This window comes from Janthinobacterium svalbardense (genome assembly GCF_002327145.1).
In the GTDB taxonomy this organism is placed as follows: Bacteria; Pseudomonadota; Gammaproteobacteria; order Burkholderiales; family Burkholderiaceae_D; genus Janthinobacterium; species Janthinobacterium tructae.
Genome location: NZ_CP023422.1, coordinates 1,984,709 through 2,003,875, shown reverse-complemented (window position 1 = coordinate 2,003,875; position 19,167 = coordinate 1,984,709). Strand labels below are relative to the sequence as shown.

The 19,167-nt window shown below is 62.3% G+C and carries 17 protein-coding genes and 1 pseudogene; 9 read left to right on the top strand and 9 right to left on the bottom strand.

Annotated elements, in window-relative coordinates:
- Positions 1-66: 66 nt before the first annotated feature.
- From CNX70_RS08865 to CNX70_RS08840, 7 genes and pseudogenes are all read left to right on the top strand, one after another.
- The gene (locus CNX70_RS08865) at positions 67-1,755 is read left to right on the top strand and encodes a nitrite/sulfite reductase (protein WP_096234405.1); all 1,689 of its coding nucleotides are present in this window, start codon (positions 67-69) and stop codon (positions 1,753-1,755) included.
- Complete coding sequence (locus CNX70_RS08860) at positions 1,748-2,308, top strand: DUF934 domain-containing protein (protein ID WP_096234404.1); 561 nt, start codon at positions 1,748-1,750, stop codon at positions 2,306-2,308. Before CNX70_RS08865 ends, CNX70_RS08860 begins: the two co-directional genes overlap by 8 nt.
- Before the next feature lie 9 nt (positions 2,309-2,317).
- Positions 2,318-3,034 (top strand): phosphoadenylyl-sulfate reductase, encoded by a 717-nt coding sequence (locus tag CNX70_RS28830; protein ID WP_244199085.1) that lies wholly within the window; start codon positions 2,318-2,320, stop codon positions 3,032-3,034.
- A gap of 33 nt (positions 3,035-3,067) precedes the next feature.
- Positions 3,068-3,985: pseudogene (gene cysD / locus CNX70_RS28825) on the top strand (sulfate adenylyltransferase subunit CysD); the annotation flags it as partial.
- Positions 3,985-5,304 (top strand): sulfate adenylyltransferase subunit 1, encoded by a 1,320-nt coding sequence (locus CNX70_RS08850; RefSeq protein ID WP_096234403.1) that lies wholly within the window; start codon positions 3,985-3,987, stop codon positions 5,302-5,304. The pseudogene cysD and the gene CNX70_RS08850, both read left to right, overlap by 1 nt.
- A 14-nt stretch (positions 5,305-5,318) precedes the next feature.
- The gene (cobA, locus tag CNX70_RS08845; RefSeq protein WP_096234402.1) at positions 5,319-6,083 is read left to right on the top strand and encodes a uroporphyrinogen-III C-methyltransferase; all 765 of its coding nucleotides are present in this window, start codon (positions 5,319-5,321) and stop codon (positions 6,081-6,083) included.
- Positions 6,084-6,333: 250 nt separating this feature from the next.
- Positions 6,334-6,984, top strand: a complete 651-nt coding sequence (locus CNX70_RS08840; RefSeq protein ID WP_157750957.1) for a hypothetical protein — start codon at positions 6,334-6,336, stop codon at positions 6,982-6,984.
- A 6-nt stretch (positions 6,985-6,990) separates the two neighbouring features.
- On the opposite strand, the gene CNX70_RS08835 is transcribed toward CNX70_RS08840, so the two are convergent.
- The 4 genes from CNX70_RS08835 to lptF are packed head-to-tail and all read right to left on the bottom strand — an operon-like array spanning position 6,991 to position 10,671.
- The gene (locus CNX70_RS08835; RefSeq protein WP_096234400.1) at positions 6,991-7,956 is read right to left on the bottom strand and encodes a stealth family protein; all 966 of its coding nucleotides are present in this window, start codon (positions 7,954-7,956) and stop codon (positions 6,991-6,993) included.
- Positions 7,953-8,360, bottom strand: a complete 408-nt coding sequence (locus CNX70_RS08830) for a sirohydrochlorin chelatase (RefSeq protein ID WP_096234399.1) — start codon at positions 8,358-8,360, stop codon at positions 7,953-7,955. The genes CNX70_RS08835 and CNX70_RS08830 overlap by 4 nt, the downstream gene beginning before the upstream one ends.
- Complete coding sequence (lptG, locus tag CNX70_RS08825) at positions 8,360-9,529, bottom strand: LPS export ABC transporter permease LptG (protein WP_096234398.1); 1,170 nt, start codon at positions 9,527-9,529, stop codon at positions 8,360-8,362. Before lptG ends, CNX70_RS08830 begins: the two co-directional genes overlap by 1 nt.
- A complete protein-coding gene (gene lptF / locus CNX70_RS08820; protein ID WP_096234397.1) occupies positions 9,526-10,671 on the bottom strand; it encodes an LPS export ABC transporter permease LptF in 1,146 nt (381 codons plus the stop codon). Before lptF ends, lptG begins: the two co-directional genes overlap by 4 nt.
- Positions 10,672-10,738: 67 nt before the next feature.
- Here lptF and CNX70_RS08815 point away from each other — a divergent pair, with 67 nt between their 5' ends.
- The gene (locus CNX70_RS08815) at positions 10,739-12,232 is read left to right on the top strand and encodes a leucyl aminopeptidase (protein ID WP_096234396.1); all 1,494 of its coding nucleotides are present in this window, start codon (positions 10,739-10,741) and stop codon (positions 12,230-12,232) included.
- A gap of 189 nt (positions 12,233-12,421) precedes the next feature.
- Here the strand turns inward: CNX70_RS08815 and CNX70_RS08810 are convergent, their stop codons facing one another.
- Genes CNX70_RS08810 through CNX70_RS08795 form a run of 4 tightly spaced genes read right to left on the bottom strand, consistent with a single transcriptional unit; the run spans position 12,422 to position 14,040 of the window.
- Positions 12,422-12,955, bottom strand: coding sequence for a hypothetical protein (locus CNX70_RS08810; protein ID WP_208624508.1), 534 nt, complete (start codon positions 12,953-12,955; stop codon positions 12,422-12,424).
- An 11-nt stretch (positions 12,956-12,966) separates the two neighbouring features.
- A complete protein-coding gene (locus CNX70_RS08805; RefSeq protein WP_071079295.1) occupies positions 12,967-13,437 on the bottom strand; it encodes a CreA family protein in 471 nt (156 codons plus the stop codon).
- 32 nt (positions 13,438-13,469) lie between these two features.
- A complete protein-coding gene (locus tag CNX70_RS08800; RefSeq protein WP_071078859.1) occupies positions 13,470-13,658 on the bottom strand; it encodes a DUF1653 domain-containing protein in 189 nt (62 codons plus the stop codon).
- A gap of 10 nt (positions 13,659-13,668) precedes the next feature.
- Positions 13,669-14,040: a phiTE_015 family protein gene (locus tag CNX70_RS08795; protein WP_096234395.1), complete on the bottom strand. Its 372-nt coding sequence runs from the start codon at positions 14,038-14,040 to the stop codon at positions 13,669-13,671.
- Between the two features lie 570 nt (positions 14,041-14,610).
- Between CNX70_RS08795 and xth the strand changes: the two genes are divergently transcribed.
- Complete coding sequence (xth, locus tag CNX70_RS08790; RefSeq protein WP_096234394.1) at positions 14,611-15,375, top strand: exodeoxyribonuclease III; 765 nt, start codon at positions 14,611-14,613, stop codon at positions 15,373-15,375.
- Positions 15,376-15,490: 115 nt separating this feature from the next.
- Here xth and CNX70_RS08785 read toward each other — a convergent pair whose 3' ends face one another.
- Entirely contained in the window at positions 15,491-19,147 is a 3,657-nt protein-coding gene (locus CNX70_RS08785) for a sensor domain-containing protein (protein ID WP_096238346.1), read from the bottom strand.
- Between the last annotated feature and the right edge of the window lie 20 nt (positions 19,148-19,167).

The following is a 19,167-nucleotide window of genomic DNA, read 5'->3' as shown; positions in this document are numbered from 1 at the left end:
CAAGAGCAGTATCCAGAACATCATCCCAGGCATTCTTCCAGTACCCCGGCTTTTTTAGGAATTGATATGTACCATTACGATCAGTACGACCACCTCATCATCAAAGAGCGCATCGCCCAGTACCGAGACCAGGTTGCGCGCCGTATCGCCAATGAACTGACGGAAGAGGAATTCATCCCGCTGCGCCTGCAAAACGGCCTGTACATGCAACGTCACGCCTACATGCTGCGCATCGCCGTGCCGTACGGCTTGCTGTCGTCGACGCAGATGCGCATGTTCGCGCACATCGCGCGCAAGTATGACCGCGGCTACGGCCACTTCACCACGCGCCAGAACATCCAGTTCAACTGGATTGAACTGGAACAGACTCCCGATATCCTGACCGACCTGGCTTCCGTGGAAATGCACGCGATCCAGACATCCGGCAACTGTATCCGTAATACAACATCGGATCCGTACGCCGGTGTCGCCGCCGATGAAATCATCGATCCGCGCCCTTACGCGGAAGTGTTGCGCCAGTGGAGCACCTTCCACCCCGAGTTCATCGCCCTGCCGCGTAAATTCAAGGTCGCCATCAATGGCGCCGAAGAAGACCGCGCGGCCATCGCCGTGCACGATATCGGCTTGACGGCCGTGCGCAACGCCGCTGGCGAGGTGGGTTTCAAGGTGATGGCCGGCGGCGGCATGGGCCGCACGCCGATACTGGGCAGCGTCGTGCGCGACTTCCTGCCATGGCAGCATTTGCTGACATACATCCAGGCCATCATGCGCGTGTACAACCTGCACGGCCGCCGCGACAACAAATACAAGGCGCGCATCAAGATTCTGTTGAAAGCCATCGGCGTGGAAGAATTCACGCGCCAGGTGGAAGCGGAGTGGGTCGACTTGAAGGATGGTCCGGAAACCTTGACCACCGAGGAAATGCAGCGCGTGGCGGACTTTTTCAATCCGCCCGCCTACCTTGCCCTGCCGGAACTCGACTACAAGGCCGAACACGCGGACAACAAGGCGTATGTGAACTGGCTGGCGCGCAACGTCAAGCCACACCAGCGCCCCGGCTACGTGGCCGTGGTGCTGTCGCTCAAAAAAACGGGCGTGCCACCGGGCGACGCGACGGCCGAGCAGATCGACTTCGCGGCCGATCTCTCCGACCGCTACAGCTTTGGCGAACTGCGCGTGACGCATGAGCAAAACCTGGTGCTGGCCGACGTGGAGCAGTCGAAACTGTTCAAGCTGTGGCAGGAAGCCAAGGCGCACGGCCTGGCCACGCCGAACATCGGCTTGCTGACGGACATGATCTGCTGCCCCGGTGGCGATTTCTGCTCGCTGGCGAACGCCAAGTCGCTGCCGATCGCGGCCGCCATCGCGGAACGCTTCGACAGCATCGACTTCCAGCACGACATCGGCGAGATCGAACTGAATATTTCCGGCTGCATCAATGCCTGCGGCCACCATCACGTGGGCAGCATCGGCATCCTCGGCGTCGACAAGGATGGCAGCGAATGGTATCAAGTGTCGATCGGCGGCGCGCAAGGCAACAACGCCGCCATCGGCAAGATCATCGGACCATCGTTCTCTTCCCTGCAGATGCCTGAAGTCATCGGCCGCCTGCTGCACGTCTACGTGCGCGACCGCCATGAAGGCGAGCGCTTTGTCGATACGGCCCAGCGCCTGGGCCTGGCGCCGTTCAAGGAACACGTATATGCAACGCCGATCACGGTCGGCAACCTGGTGGGAGAAGACGAATATGTTTGAAGTACGCGAAGAAATCATCAAGAACGCCGCCGTGGTGCCAAATACCTGGGGCTTGCTGCGCCTCGATGAAAACGACACGCCGGAAACGGTGGTCGTGCCTGCCGGCAAGGTCATCGTACCGCTGCCCGTGTGGCAAGCCCAGCGCGACACCCTGCTGGCGCGCCTGCCCGACATCGGCGTCTGGCTGGCCAGCGACGAGCGCCCGGAAGAACTGGCGGCCGACGTGGCGCAGCTGCCCGTCATCGGCGTGGACTTCCCGAAATTCACGGATGGCCGCGGCTATTCCATCGCCTTCAACTTGCGTGCCCGCCTGGGTTTCCAGGGTGAATTGCGCGCCATCGGCGACGTGCTGCGCGACCAGCTGTTTTCCATGCACCGGGTAGGCTTCGACGCGTATGCCACCCGGCCGGACCGCAGCATCCATGACGCCCTGAAAGGTTTATCTGTCTTTTCGGAAACCTACCAGGCCTCGTGGGATCAGAAATCGCCGCTGTTCCGCCGTCACCAGCGCGAAGGCCAGAATCCTGACCTCGACAACGCGGCCGGCATCTGAGGAACTATCATGAGCGATTTGACTTCTTTGATTGACGCCACCGAGCAAACGCTGACACGCATCGCCGCGGAATTTTCGCCGGCCGTGTTCGCGTCCAGCCTGGCAGCCGAAGACATGGTGCTGACCGACATGATTCTCAAGGCAAAGCTGCCAATCGGCATCTTTTCCCTGGAAACAGGCCGGCTGCACCAGGAAACCCTGGCCGTGCTCGACAAGGTGAAAACCCGCTACGACCACGACATCACCCTGTACCGCCCGCAACCCGCAGCGGTGGCCGCCTACGTGGAACAGCATGGCCTGAACGCGTTCTACAACAGCGTCGAGATGCGCCGCGAATGCTGCCGCATCCGCAAGGTCGAACCGCTGGGCCGCGCCCTGGCCGGCAACAAGGCCTGGATCACGGGCCAGCGCCGCGCCCAGTCCACCACGCGCGCCGAATTGCACGTGCAGGAGATTGATGCGGCGCACGCGATGACAAAATTCAATCCGCTGGCCGACTGGTCGGAAGACGACGTGTGGGCGTATATCCGCGCCAACGACGTGCCCTACAACGCGCTGCACGACCAGGGCTACCCGTCCATCGGCTGCGAACCGTGCACGCGCGCCGTGCAGCCGGGCGAAGATGTGCGGGCCGGACGCTGGTGGTGGGAAAACCCGGATTCCAAGGAATGCGGCCTGCACATGGTGGACGGCAAATTGATACGCATCAAATCCGTGGCAGCTTGAACAGACACAACAGACTCAGCAGAACAAGAAAGCACCCATATGAGCAATATTTTGAACCAGCGTCACCTCGACAGCCTTGAATCGGAAGCCATCCACATCCTGCGCGAAGTGGCGGCCGAATCGGCCAATCCTGCGCTGCTGTTTTCCGGCGGCAAGGATTCCGTCGTCCTGCTGCGCCTGGCCGAGAAAGCCTTCCGTCCAGGCAAGTTTCCATTTCCCCTCGTGCATATCGACACGGGCCACAACTTTCCGGAAGTCATCACTTTCCGTGACAAGAAAGTGGCCGAGCTGGGCGAACGCCTGATCATCGGCTCCGTGGAAGACTCGATCCAGCGCGGCACGGTGCGCCTGCGCAACCCGGCCACGGATTCGCGCAATGCAGCGCAAGCCGTGACCTTGCTGGAAACCATTGCTGAATACAAATTCGATGCCTGCATCGGCGGCGCGCGCCGCGATGAAGAAAAGGCCCGCGCCAAGGAACGCATCTTCTCGTTCCGCGACGAATTCGGCGCCTGGGACCCGAAAGCCCAGCGTCCCGAATTGTGGGATTTGTATAACACGCGCGTGCATCCCGGCGAAAACATGCGCGTCTTCCCCATCTCGAACTGGACCGAATTGGACGTGTGGCAATACATCGCCCGCGAAAAGCTGGAATTGCCGCCGATCTACTTTGCGCACGAGCGCCAGGTGATCCCGCGCAACGGTTTATTGGTGCCGCTGACGGATCTGACGCCGCCACGCGAAGGCGAGACGGTGGAAACGCAGGTCGTGCGCTTCCGCACGGTGGGCGATATCTCGTGCACCTGCCCCGTCTCGTCCGATGCGGCAACGGTCGACGCCATCATTGCCGAGACGGCAATCACGCAAATCACGGAACGGGGCGCCACCCGCATGGATGACCAGACTTCCGAAGCCTCGATGGAAAAACGCAAGAAAGCAGGGTATTTCTAATGAACGCAGCAATCCAGAACACCACCTCCACCGACAGTTTAGAGCGCGGCATGTTGCGTTTTATCACGGCCGGTTCCGTCGATGACGGCAAGAGCACCCTGATCGGCCGTTTGCTGTTCGACAGCAAGGGCATCTTCGCCGACCAGCTCGACGCCATGTCGCGCTCCAAGCACAAGCGCACGGTGGGCGACACGGTCGACCTGTCGCTGCTGACGGACGGCCTGGAAGCGGAACGCGAGCAAGGCATCACCATCGACGTGGCCTACCGTTATTTCGCCACGCCGAAACGCAAATTCATCATCGCCGACACGCCGGGCCATGAACAGTACACGCGCAACATGGTCACGGGCGCCTCGACGGCCGACGCCGTCATCATCCTGATCGACGTGTCGAAAGTCAAACTCGGTGACGACGGCAGCGTGGAATTGCTGATCCAGACCAAGCGCCATTCGACGATTGCCCACTTGCTGCAGATCGAGCACGTGGTCGTCGCCGTCAACAAGATGGACCTGGTCGACTATGACGTAACGGTGTACAACCGCATCGTGGCAGCCTACCGCGAATTTGCACAGTCGCTGGGCTTGAAGGACATCACGCCGATTCCATTGTCGGCATTGACAGGCGACAACGTCGTCGAACGCGGCGACAAGCTGGGCTGGTACACGGGCCCGACCCTGATCGAGCTGCTTGAATCACTGTCCGTCTACGACGAATCGCACGACACGCCTTTCCGCTTCCCGGTGCAACTGGTGGCGCGCCACAACGGCCACGAAGCGAACGACTTCCGCGGCTACATGGGCCGCATCGAAGCGGGCAAGGTCAGCATCGGCGACACCCTGGTGGTGCAGCCGTCTGGCCAGACGGCAACAGTCAAGGATATCGTCACGCTGGACGGCTCGCTGCCGACGGCCGTGGTGGGCCAGTCGGTGACCCTGCTGCTGAATGAGTACCTCGATATTTCGCGCGGCGACCTGCTGGCTGGAGCGGACCGCCCTGCCACCCTGCTGAAAACAGTGGTGGCCGACGTGTGCTGGCTGTCGGAAGACGCGCTGGACCTGCGCCGCAAGTACTGGATCAAGCACGGCACGAAACAGACGGCGGCCAAGGTGACGGCGATCGAGTCGATTCTCGATATCAATACGCAACAGCGCCATCCTGCCGAAGGCCTCAAGCTGAACGATATCGCGCGCATCAGCCTGAACGTGCAGCAGGCGCTGGCGGCCGACGCGTATGCCGATATCCGCGCCACGGGTGCGTTTATCCTGATCGATGAAGTGACCCACCAGACCGTCGCGGCGGGAATGATCCGTCTCGACTGAGGAAGGCAAGCACCATGAACAACTCCCCATCTCTACCCGGCAAGGTCTACCTGATCGGCGCCGGCCCCGGCGCACAAGACCTGATGACCTTGCGCGGCGCGCGCCTGCTGGCGCAAGCGGACGTCGTGCTGCACGACGCGCTGGTCACCGAAGAGATGCTGGAGCTGTGCCCGCAGGCGCAAAAAATTCTTGTCGGCAAGCGCTGCGGCCAGTTGTCGACGGCGCAAGCGTTCATCAACAAGCAACTGGTCGACAATGCGCGCAAGCACGCCGTCGTGGTGCGCCTGAAAGGCGGCGACCCCATGCTGTTCGGCCGTGCCGACGAGGAGCTGCGGGCACTGGAAGAAGCGGGCATCGCCGTCGAAGTGGTGCCCGGCATTACCACGGCACTGGCTGCCGCAGCGGCCACACAGCAACCGCTGACCAAGCGCGGCGTCTCGCGCAGCGTGGCCTTCTTTACCTCCAGCACGGCGCCGGGCGAACCGGAGCAGACGCGCATTCCCGACTGCGATACCTTGGTGCAATACATGGGCGGGCGAGAAGCCATTGCCACGGCGCAGCGCCTGCTGGCCCAGGGCCGGCGCGTTGACACGCCCGTGGTGGTGATCGAAAACTGCAGCCGCCCGGACCAGCGCATCGTGCGCCTCACGCTGAGCGCCCTGGCGCATGGCCTGGGCGATACCCACGGCCCCGTGCTGGTGATGCTGGGCGACGCCATGGCCGCACGCGCGCATCAGTCCATCGTAGATGACGCTGCTGTTCTGGCGCGCCATGCCTGAATAAATACAGCGTATTTTACCGACTTTAAAGTCAGTAACCGACGTCTTCAAAAGAAACATGATACGATGCTCACGCATCTTTTCTCGAGAAGTTATTGCGTAATAGCAATGAAATCCCCGCTACAACCCGCCATAGCGCTTGCTGTGCGGCCTCCCCGTTGACGGGAACCGCGCAGCAGTCTCCCCGAAAAAAGCTGCGCCCGCAGGCTGCAATACCGCCGCCGCGCAACTTTAGCCTTACGATCCAACCATGAATTTCACTTCCATGCGCGAAGCCCTGACTTCGCTCAGCCGCAGCAATGTCGGCGTCGCCAGCGCAGTGCTGCTAAGCATGCTCGCCTCCATCGCCCTGTGGACGGTGTTCCCGAATATCGACGATGAAAACCATTTGCTGGAATGGCTGCAGGCGCTGTTCCTGGCCCTGGCCTGCACGGTGCACGGCGTGCGCGCGTGGCAAGAGCCTGACCGCCAGTCCCTGCGTTTCCTCATGCATGCGGGCTTGTCGGCCCTGCTGTTCGGCTTCCTGCTGCGCGAACTCGATATCGACCAGTTCGGCACGGCGCCCGCTTGGGCGCAACTGGAAAAAGCCCTGCGCGTGGTGGAATTGCTGATCCTGATACGCGTGCTGATCTTTTTTGCACCGCGCGCGCGCAAGGTGTTTGCCCATGCAGGCCTGATTTTCAGCATGCGCATCACCATCCTGACGGCCATCGGCGGCTTGCTGATGGTCGCTGGCTGGCCCTTCGACAAGAAGGTATTTCACGGCATGCCGGATGCTTACGCGCTGCTGGGCGAGGAAGTCTTCGAACTGGGCGCCTATTTGCTGCTGTTTCTCGCGTCGCTGTCCGACAGCACGGCCGCCGCCCGCATCAGCCTGGCGCCGAAGAAAAAAGCGGCTTAAGCGTCTTCAAATTTCAAAGGCAGACGGCAGCGGCAGCAGCCGTTGCAAGGTCGCGGCCACGCGCAGCAGGCGCGGATCGTCATCCTCGGCCTCGTCGCAGGTATCGTTGATACAGAAAAACGGCAAACGGCCGAAACGTGCCGCCAGCGCCTCGAGCTGCTGCGGCGCATCCACATCGCCGCTGGCGATATGCAGCGGGTCGAGCATGCGCGCCCGCGCCACGCCCAGATGCACCATCCAGCGCGGCACCAGGTCGGGCAGCAATGCCGGCACCTGCCAGGAGCGGAACACCGTCGCGCGCACGCCGGCAAACATGGCCGGCGCCAGCCCTTCCAATTCATGCAGCGCGCTTTTCAGCATGGGCCGCGGCGCATGTGCATACAGGCGCGGTTCATGCCGGTAATCGGCGTACTGCGCCGACAGCCATTGCCGCGACAAGGTGGCGCAATTGATGGGCGCCGCCACGTCGGCGCGCAAGCCCTGCAAATCGGGCTGCAGCGCACTCTCAGTAAACACGCTCAGACGCCCCTCCCCTTCCTCCCCGAACCAGAACGCGGGCTCGAACGGCGCGCCAAAAAAAACGTCGTCGTTCAGGTACAGGAAACGTTCGGACAAGCCGGGAATATGGTGCAGGTACGATTCGATATGGCCGGAGTCGAACACGGGCAGGGAGGCATCGGGCATCAGGCTGGCATGGTCGATCACCGTCAGGCGCGGTGAGACGCGCAGCCAGTGGGGCACTTGCCGGTCCGTCAGCAGGTAGATGTGTCCATGGCCGGGGAAGAAGCGCTCGAGCGCGCGCAGGTTGTAGCGCAGTTCGCCGTTGTCGCGATAGCGCCCCGCCACGTTGCCATGCAGGGCCAGTTGGCCGGGATGCGCCTGCGCCCAGGCGGCATAGGCGTGCTGCCGGCGCGTGCGCCATGCGGGATCGGCGCCGTCAACCCACAGGTAGACGATGTCGATGCCGCTCAAGGGCGAGGGCTGGAGCCTGGCGCCGCCACGCAGTAATCGGCGATGGCAGCGAGCACGCTGGCGTTCTCACCCACCGCCTCGACCACCTTCAGGCGCAGTGCCGGATGCTGCTGGCGCAGCTCTTCCAGCAACAGCGGCAAGTCGCGCAGCACATGCCCGCCCTGCCCCAGGAACACCGGCACCACGGTGACGTCCAGGATGGCGCCGGTGGGCAGCTCGGCCAGCAGGCTCGCCACCAGTTCGGGCAGGCGCGGCGTCATCAGCTCCAGGAAGGCCAAGTGCACGCTGGTGCCGGGCATGCGCGCGGCGCTCAGATCACGCAGGCGCTCGAAGGGCGCGGCCCACGATGCGGCGCGCGCGCCATGGGCAAACAAGATCAGTGCCTGTTGCACGTTCGTCTCCATTAGTGTCTTTCCACCCACCACAAGGCGCCCAGCGCCAGCAGCAGATACAGGGTACTCGGCGCCACCGCCGTCAGGAAGGCCGGCCAGGTACTGAGCAACCCAAGATGCGAAAACAGGGTGTTGACCAGCATGAAGCTAACGCCGATCATGATGCCGATGAAGATCTTCAGGCTGATGCCGCCGCTGCGCGTGTGCATGTAGGCAAATGGCAGCGCCAGCGCCATCAGCACGAAGATGGCCAGCGGATCGATCAGCTTTTTCCAGAAGGCGATGCGGAAACGCTCGGTTTCCTGCTTGTTCTCGGCCAGGTGGCGCGTGTACACGGCCAGTTCGCTGGCCGACATGCGCTCGGGATCGGAAGCCGACACTGTCAGGATCTTCGGCGTCACTTCCGACGTCATGTCCTTGCTCGCGCTCTGCACCGTGCGCACCAGGCTCGTTTCCTGCCCAAAATAGTTCGCCAGCTTCGGTTCAAAGCCGGGCGAGGTCGCCGCGCTGTTCGAGAACGAGGTTTCCGTCACGTCGGTCAGGCGCCAGATATTATTGCCCTGATATGTCGCCCCCTTGGCCACGGTCAGGGTGCGCAAACGCATATCGGTATCAAACTCGTACAGCTTGACGTTTTTCAGCTGGCCGTCCGGACGCGCTTCGCCCACATTGAAAAAGCGCGAACCGGTGACGGTGCCCGTCAGGCCGTCGCTCTTGACCATGTCCTTGGTCCACAGGCCCGAGCGAAATTCGCTCGACACGGCCGCGCCGCGCGACGTCAGCTTGAGGCGTTCGGCCAGCGGCTCGGTGCGCGGCGTGATCAGCTCACCAAAGATGAAGGTGATGACGACGAAGACGATACCGATGCGGAACAGGAAACCGGCCGCCATCGCCGTCGACATGCTCGAGGCGCGCATGATGGTAAATTCGGAGCTGGCCGCAAACTGCGCCATCGTGTAGATCGTGCCGATCAGTGCCGCGATCGGCATCACCTCGTACACATGCCCCGGCACCAGCACCAGCACATACAGGAAGGCATACTGGATGGTGTAGCCGTTGCGGCCCACCTTGGGCAGCTCGCCCGTCAGGTCGATGAAGGCTTGCAGTGCCAAAAAGGCGAGCAGCACGAACAGCACCGCCTGGAATATCGAGACCGCAAAATAGCGCTGTAAAATCTTCATTTCGATACCGCTTTACTTGGTTTGCCGGCGCGGCGCGCGCGCTTGAAGGACGCCAGCAGAACCAGCGGATGATAGCGGTGATTCACATTCAGGCGCCACGCAAACAGCGCCACCACGGCCAGTGCCGCCAGCAGGTGCAGCGGCCACCAGGCCAGGCCGAATGTCAGGCGCCCCTGTTTCACGCTCGCTTCGACGACCTTGATAAGGTTGCTGTACGTAAAGAAAATCAGCAGGGCCACGATCAGGTTGGCCGAACTGCCGGCGCGCGGATTGACAAAGCCCAGTGGAATGGCCAGCAGGATCAGCATCAGGCCGATCATGGGCGCACTGACGCGCCACAGCAATTCGGCCATGGTGTAGGGATTCGGATTGGCGATGAGGGCCATGGTGCTCATCGCACGCACGCCCAGTTCCGCGCCCAATTCCTGCTGCTTGCTCTCGATGCGCATGATGTACTGCTCGAATTCCATGGTCTGGAAGTCCGCCTGCGTCGGCACGCCCTGGTAGCGGCGGCCGCTCTTGAGCACCAGGAAGCGTTCGCCCTTGGCGTCGGTATTGATCACGCCTTCCTTGGCGACGACGACGACGGCGCTGCCTTTTGCATCGACGGTATTGACGAAGACGTTCTGCACCACGTTCTTCTCGCCGCTGACGCCCTCGACGAAGAAGATGCGGTTGCTGCCGGCCGATTCGCGGAACTGGCCCGGCGTGACTTTCTGCAGGTCTTCGCGCTTTTCAAAGCGCGCCACATATTCATCGCTTTTCTTTTGCGCCCACGGCGTGGCGTACAGGCTCAGGACACCGGTAGCCAGCACCAGCGGCAGGCCGAAGCTGAGCACGGGCCAGATCCAGCGCGACAGGCTCAGGCCGGAGGCGAACCACACCACCATCTCCGACTCCTTGTAGCTGCGCGTGACGACCATCAGCACCGAAATGAAACCGGTAAGGATGATGATGGTGGGCAGCTGCATCAGGGCGGAAAAAACCATCAGCGACATGACGTCGGCCGACGCAATCTTGCCGCCCGCCGCCTTGCCGAGAATACCGATCAGCATCCAGGTGAGCAGGATGCTGAACAAAACAGTGAAGGTGGCCCCGGCGGCACTAGCCAATTCACGTCGAAGGGCGCGTTGAAAGATCATTCGGAGTTTATAATTCGGGTCAGTTAGTTGAGTAACACGTTACTAGTAAATGAAAACGGAGAACCAAATGGACTTTAGCATAAAAGCATTCGATACCAAGAGCACCCTCGGCACGGCCAAAAGCGGATGCATCGCGGTTGCGGTATTCGAAAACAAAAAACTGTCGCCAGCGGCAAAATCGCTGGACAGCAAGGGTGCGATTTCGGCTGCGCTGAAGTCCGGCGACATCAGCGGCAAGCCAGGCAGCACCTTGCTGCTGCGCGCTGTCGATGGCGTCGCCGCCGAACGTGTTCTGCTGGTAGGCATGGGCAGCGATGAAACTGTCAGCGAAAAAAGCTTCGCTACCGGTGTACAAGCGGCCCTCAAGGCTTTCGGCTCGCTGGGCGCTGCGGACGCCATTATCGCATTACCGCTGACGGAAGTGAAAGAGCGCGACGTAAATTGGGCAATCCGTTGCGTGGTGCAAGCCGCCCACGACAGCGAATACCGCTGCGACTCGCAAAAAAGCAAAAAAGATCCGGCGCCAGCAGGCGTGCGCAAGATCGTCCTGGCGGCTCCAGCAACGGCCGCCACGCGCGGCGCGCTGGCGCAAGCCATCGCCATTGCCAACGGTTCCGACCTGACGCGCAACCTGGGCGACCTGCCTGCCAACGTCGCCAATCCGACCTACCTGGCCAACACGGCCAAGCAGCTGGCCAAGGATTACAAGTTTGAAGTCGAAGTGCTGGACCGCAAACAGCTCGAAGCGCTGAAAATGGGCAGCTTCCTGTCCGTCACCAACGGCAGCGAACAGCCGCCGAAATTCATCGTCCTGAAGCACATGGGCGGCAAGGCCAAGGATGCGCCAGTGGTCCTGGTCGGCAAGGGCATCACCTTCGACACGGGCGGCATTTCGATCAAGGCCGGTCCTGGCATGGATGAAATGAAGTACGACATGTGCGGCGCCGCCTCGGTACTGGGCACCTTCCGCGCCATCGGCGAAATGAACCTGAAGCTGAACGTCATCGGCGTCATCGCCGCGTGCGAAAATATGCCGTCGGGCCGCGCCACCAAGCCGGGCGACATCGTCACCTCGATGAACGGCCTGACCATCGAAGTGCTCAATACCGATGCCGAAGGCCGTCTGGTGCTGTGCGACGCGCTGACCTACGCCGAACGCTTCAAGCCGGCAGCCGTGGTCGATATCGCCACCCTGACGGGTGCTTGCGTCGTCGCTCTGGGCCACCACAACAGCGGCCTGTTTACGCGCAGCGATGCAGCGCATGACCAGCTGGCCAATGAACTGCTGGCAGCGGGCAAGCAGTCGAGCGACACGGCATGGCGCATGCCGATCGAAGAAGCCTACAACGAACAGCTGAAGTCGAACTTCGCCGACCTGGCGAACATCGGCACGCCAGGCGGCGGTTCGGTGACGGCAGCGGCGTTCCTGGAAAACTTCACCAAGAAGTACACCTGGGCGCATCTGGACATCGCCGGCACGGCATGGAAATCGGGCGGCGCAAAAGGCGCGACCGGCCGTCCAGTGCCCCTGCTGACGACGTTCCTCATCAACCGCGTGTAAGAGAACGCCAGACCAAACCTACTGCGCGGGGCTATTGGCGGCCGGCGATGCTCGCTGTACATAAAGTACAGCTGCGCTTCTCGGCCACCACTAGCTCCCGCTCGCTACGGTTTTGTCAGGCGTCGTTACGTAAGAAGGCAGCCGCCATGGTCACTGACCATGGCGGTTTTTTCATGCGTGGCGTATTAATCAGTAGACGACGGGATTGGGCAAAGGCGATGGCGCTAACTTCGGCTGCACCACCGTTTCCGGCACGGCGGCAGCTGGCAGCGGCGCGGAAACCGGCGCGGGCGGCGGCGCCAGACGGGCCGGGTCTTGCATGACGATGGTCAAAATCGATGGATAATCAAAACCGGCGCCCGTGTTGCGGTCGACGAAATAACCGACGCCCAGGGTCAGGATGACATTGCCCCAGACGCTGCCATTGAGCTTGGGATCGATGTGATCGTCCGTGGCGATGGCGGGTGAACCGTGCTTGCGGCAATCGACCTTCAGAGGCTCCGGGCTCTTGCGGATGGTAATGCGCCCCGGCGTGGTGACGAACCATTTGCCCACGTCGTTGCTGAGGATGCAGCCGGCGCCATTGAGCTCGCGGTTGTCCTGGATGGTTTGTACCAGCACCATCTGCTCGGTATTGCCGGTCAATGTGGCGCAGCCGCCCAGCGCGAACAGCAGCGCCCCGGCGGCAAAGGCGGCAAGGGGGGCAGACAGCGGCACACGCATGGGTAGCTCGCTTAACGCACGGGAATCGGCTGGTCGCCGGGCACGGCGACGGCGGTGACGCTGTTTTTCGGGCTGCCCTCGATCAGGCGGTCGGAATACACGAGGTAGACCAGCGCATTGCGCTTGCTGTCGACCATGCGCACCACGCGCACATGCTTGAAGAAGATCGAGGCACGCTCGGTAAACACTTCTTCCTGGCGCGGCAGCTTGCCCTTGAATTGCAGCGGCCCGACCTGGCGGCAGGCGACGGCCGCATCGGCCTTGTCCTCGGCCAGGCCGACGGCGCCCTTGATGCCACCGGTCTTGGCGCGCGACAGATAGCAGCTGACGCCAGCGACACGGGGATCGTCGTAGGCTTCGACGACGATCTTGTGGTCAGGGCCGATCAGTTTGAACACGGTGTCGACCGAACCGATGGTTTCGGCATGCGCCGCAGTGCAGGCAAAGCCCAGCACCAAAGCGGCAGGCAGCAATTTACGCATGAAATAATCCCGGGCACGCACGCAGGCGGCCATCAGTTGATGGGAGCGAAACGCTGGACCATGACGCCGTCGACTTCGATCAGTTGAAAAAACACGTCTTTCGGCCGGGTCCAGATGGAACCGTCCGCAGCGCGATACACGATCATCGGCGTCAGATCCGCCTCCAGCGTGGCTTCGCACACCAGTTCATAAATGCCGCCCTTGTAGTGTCGATAACGCATCGCCGTCCCCTCAAGCCGTTGAATCTTCGCTCTTGTCGTCGGCCAGTGCCTTCTGCTTCATCTTCAGGCCCTGGATCACTTTCAGTATGCCTTCCATGCCGGCAGCGCCATCGGCGCCGCTGAAGGCGTCGAGCACTTCATTGAGCACCTTGTTGCGCACGGTCGCCTCATCGGAGGACATTTCCAGCGCGCGCTGGGCTTTCGCCGCCTTTTCGGCCGCGCTCACGCGCGGCTTGGCCGCCGTTTTGCCATGCGTCAGAGCTGCCTGCCAGATAACCCAGCGACGCTGGGTTTCGAAAATCAGGTACTCATCCGGTTTGTCTTCTCTTCGCCGCACAATGTGGCCGTCACGCTGCGCCCACGCTTCAAATGCAGTTCGCATTTTCTTCCTTTGCAAATGCTACGCGCAAGTCTCACTATTAAAACTGCAACATTTCAAAATAGTACCATCTATTGATGTCGCAAAACAGTCTCATAGATATAGTACTGCAATTTATATAACAAGTCTGGCGGCGCCAAGGACGGAACTGACGCTCCGCCCCGGCACAGTGGTCATGTAATCGGAATAGCAATTACAACTAATTACAACTGCTTCCTGTTCGGTTCTCAACTTGGCTGTAACAAAGCCGTGTGACACAGTTGTTACATTGTGCCATTTTAGTAGTTTTTATCGCGTTTCAGCGAGAAACTTTACACCTTTGTCGCGTTAAACGGCGAGACGCAGTCTGCCACGCCAGCCACTTATGCCAAATCAAACACAGGGGTTGATCAATCATACACAAAAACATAATATTCATGCGCCACGATTGGCTAAATACAAATACTTTATGAACACTCTTTTTCCCTGTGGGAAAATAAGGTGCTTGCGCGACAAGCGGCAAGCAGCACGCCGGCGACACGCATGCGGTAAGATTCGCGCTTATCGATACCTATTCAAGCAAGGATTTTTCCCATGAAACTCGCCACCTGGAACGTCAACTCACTCAAAGTGCGCCTGCCGCAAGTGCTGCAGTGGCTGACAGACAACCCGGTCGACATACTCTGCTTGCAAGAGACCAAACTCACGGATGACAAGTTCCCCGTCGCCGAGATCGAGGCGGCTGGTTACCAGGTGGTCTTCAGCGGCCAGAAAACCTACAACGGCGTGGCCATCCTGTCGAAGCTGCCGATCACCGACGTGGTGAAGAACAATCCCCGCTATGAAGATGCGCAGCAGCGCATCCTGGCCGCGACCATCGGTGGCGTGCGCGTCGTCTGCGCCTACGTGCCGAACGGCCAGAGCATCGAATCGGACAAATACGAGTACAAACTGGGCTGGCTGTCCGCCCTGCACGACTGGCTGGCCGAAGAAGCGCTGCAGCACCCGCAGCTGGCCGTCGTGGGCGACTACAATATCGCCCCCGACGACCGCGACGTGCACGACCCCGTCGCCTGGGCCGGCCAGGTGCTGGTTTCGGACAAGGAACGCGCCGCCCTGCAGCGCCTGTTCGACATCGGCCTGACGGACGCCTTCCGCCTGTTCGAGCAGGCGGAAAAATCGTTCAGCTGGTGGGATTATCGCCAGCTGGGCTTCCGCCTGAACAAGGGCTTGCGCATCGACCATATCCTGCTCTCGCCAGCCCTGGCTGCCCGCTGCACGGCCTGCGTGATCGACCGCGTGCCACGGAAATGGGAACAGCCATCCGACCACGCGCCCGTCATCGCCACCATCGATTAATTATTCAAGAACGCCTGACAGAAGCGTCGCGAGCGGAAGGTAGAGGTGGCCGAGAAGCGCAGCCGTGCTCGAGCACGGTGAGCATCGCAGGCTACCTATACCGACGCGCAGCAGCTTATGTCACGCGTTCCAACAGCACCTGCGCATTGACCGCCGGTACGGGGGCGGAAAACAGATAGCCCTGCGCATAGCGGCAGCCGTTCGCCTGCAGCAGGGCGAACTGTTCTTCCGTCTCCACGCCCTCGGCCACGGTCGACAATTGCAGGCTGTCGGCCAGCGCGATGATGGCCGCCACGATGGCGCGGTCTTCCGCGCTGTGTTCCAGGTCCTTGATGAAGGCACGGTCGATCTTGACCTTTTTCACGGGGAAGCGCTTCAGGTAGGCCAGGCTGGAATAGCCGGTACCGAAATCGTCAATCGACAGGCGCAGGCCCATGCCATTAATCTGCCGCAAAATCTCCAGCGTATGCTCGCCGTGCTGCATCAGCGCCGTCTCGGTGATCTCGAATTCCAGCAGCGCCGGATCGATGCCCGTTTCCCGCACCACGTCGCCGATGGCCGCCACCAGGCCCTTGTGCATGAACTGGCGCGGCGACAAATTCACCGCCAGGGGCACGGGCTGCAAGCCCTGGCGCTGCCAGGCCATGCTTTGCTCGCACGCCTGGCGCATGACCCATTCGCCCACCGGCACGATCAAGCCGTTTTCCTCCATGATGGGAATGAAGCGGTCAGGCAGCACCAGGCCATGGCCGGGACGGCGCCAGCGCAGCAGCACTTCCATGCCATGCAGGCGGCGCGTGGCGATATCGATGATGGGCTGGTAAAACAGTTCGAACTGCTGCAGCGCCAGCGCCGTGCGCAAGCTGCTTTCCAGGTCGAAGTGCAGGGCCGCCGCCTGGTTCATCGTCTGCGTGAAGAACTGGTAATTATTGCGGCCATTGCCCTTGGCGTGGTACATGGCCGCATCGGCATGGCGCATCAGGGCGTCGACATCGCCGCCATCGTCCGGATACACGCAGATGCCGATCGACGGCGTGACGTGCAGCACATGGCCATCGAGCGGAAAGGCGGGCGTCAGCGCCTCGATGACCTTCTCGGCCACGCGCGCCGCCTCGTCGGCGTCGCGGATGCCCGGCACCAGCACGACGAATTCATCGCCGCCCAGGCGCGCCACCGTGTCGCTGGCGCGCACCGCGCGGCACAGCCGGGCAGCCACTTCCTTGAGCAGCACGTCGCCCGTCATGTGGCCCAGCGAATCGTTGATGGTCTTGAAGCGGTCCAGGTCGATGAACATCACGGCCAGCTTGCGCCCGGAGCGCTGCGAGGCCAGCATGGCCCGTTCCAGGCGGTCCGACAGCAACGCGCGGTTCGGCAAGCCCGTCAGGTTGTCGTGGTAGGCCATGTGATGCACGCGCGCCTCGGCCTGGCGCCGCTCGGCGATCTCGCCCTGCAGCAGCAGATTGGCGCCGGCCAGTTCAGCCGTGCGTTCGTGCACGCGCAGCTCCAGTTCGTCGCGCGCGCGGCGGACCGCCTCGGCCGCCTCGCGGCGCGCCGTCACGTCGTCGACCAGCCACACGGAACGGCCATGCGCATGCGCCAGGTCGAACGGCCGGCCGGACAGGCGCGCCCAGAAGCGGCTGCCATCCTTGCGCACCAGCTGGTATTCCGACATGTGCACCCTGCCGGCCGCGAAGTCGCGCGCCGTCTCGCCGCGTGCCATCTTCCACGCCGCCACGTCCGGATACAGGGCCTGCACCGACAGGCCGTTGATCTCGCCGGGTCCATAGCCGAACAGCTCTTCCATCTTGCTGTTGGCACGCAAATTGTAGCCGCCCTCCACCACCGAGATGCCCAGCACGGCGCTGTCGAGGATAGCCTGGTTTTCCAGCAGCGCATTGCGCAAGGATTCTTCGGCGCGCTTCGCTTCCGTGCGGTCCTCGATGATCCAGATGGTGCCGGCGGCGGGATCGTCCGGATTGACGACATAGGCGATCAGCTGCGCCCACAAGGTGCTGCCGTCGCGGCGCATCATTTCCACTTCCGTCTGGAACGGCTTGGCCACCGACAGGAAAGGAAAGGCCGCCGCGCCCAGCAACTCGTAGGACTGCTGCGATACGTACAGCGCGCGCCCGGGCAGGCCCAGCGCCTCGTCGCCGCTGTAGCCGAACATCGCGGCAAAGCCCAGGTTGTAGCGCGTGATCTGGCGGTTCTTGGTATACAGGATACTCACCGAGGCATTCGTCATGATGGCCGCCACTTCCATCTGCGCCTGGCGGCTGTCCGTGACGTCTTCGAGTATCCAGATGGTGCCCTGCTCACTATGCTCCTGGTCGACGGCCTTGGCGCGGATGCGGCACCAGAACAGGCTGCCATCGCGGCGGCGGAACAGCACTTCATCCTGCTCGTACGGCAAGCCCTGCCCCAGCAGTGGTGTGGCTTGCACGCCAAACGCTGCGTAGGCGGCGGGCGAGGGAAACAGCTCGGCGGCGGGCAGGCCCGTCATCTCCTCCTGCGCGTAGCCGAACATTTCGGCGAAGCGGGGATTGCAGCGCAAGACCAGGCGCGAACGCGAAAACAGGATGCCGACGGAGGCATTGTCGAGGATGGCCTGCTGCTCCAGCATCAGCTGGCGCGTGGCCTCCTCGGCCGCCTTCTGCGCGCTACGGTCGTCGAACAGCCAGATCGTGTCGCGCAAGCCGCGGTCGGTCTGGCTCTCCGGGTTCAGCACGTAGCCATACGCCAGCGCCCAGAACGTGGAACCGTCGCGGCGGCGCATCTCCATCTCGCCCTGGAACGGCTGGCCGCGCCGCAGCAGCGGCGACGCTTGCCGCACCACGTTTTCATACGCCGCGCGCGACGGGTACAGGTCGGCGACAGCCAGGCCCACGCCGCTGTCGCCATCAAAGCCGAAGCATTCGGCGAAGCGGCGGTTGTAGCGCAGTACGCCCTTGTCGCGCTGAAAACCGATGGCCAGCGGCGCGTTGTCCATCACCGCCTGCATTTCCAGCATGGCGCGGCGCAGCTGGTCTTCATCGCGCCGGTGGTCGCTGATATCTTCGATGATCCAGACCGTGCCGTCATGCGTATTCAAGGGATCGACGGCGCGCCCGTGCAGCCGGCTCCAGAACAGCGTGCCATCCTGGCGCCGCAATTCCAGTTCGGTGCGGTACGGCTTGCCCTTGGACAGCAGCGGCGCCGCTTCCAGCCCCAGGATGCGGCAATGCTCGGCGGAGCGGTACAGCACCGCGCCCGGCATGCCCGTCAACTGGTGGCGCGCATAGCCGAGCATCTCGGCAGCACGGATATTGCATTCCTCGATGAAGCCGCCTCTGGAAAACACGATGCCGACGGCCGCGCTTTCCAGGATGGCCTGCTGTTCCAGCAAGGTCTTGCGCAAGGCTTGCTGGTCGCGCTGCTGCACGCTGATGTCGGCAAACACCAGGGTCGCACCCGGCAAGCCATCGCCCGCCGGCAGCGGCTTGGCCCATACCTGCACGGCGATGGCCGCATCGATTCCCTCCAGGCTGCTGTCCCAGTGCCGCTCGCGCCCGGCCGCCCCCAGCGCGCCACGCAGCATGCTGCTGCTCGACGCGCGGTAGGCGTCCGTAAAACAGTCGGCCAGCAGGCGGCCCGACACATCCCTGCCCAGCAAGGCGCTCAAGGCGCCATTCACCGCGACCACCATGCCGCAGGCATCGCAGGCGCAGGCGGGCAAGGCGATCAGCTGCAAGGCATCGGCGATGAAATCGGGACTGGTCGGTACGCGGTTCATGGACACCATGGGTCGGTTGT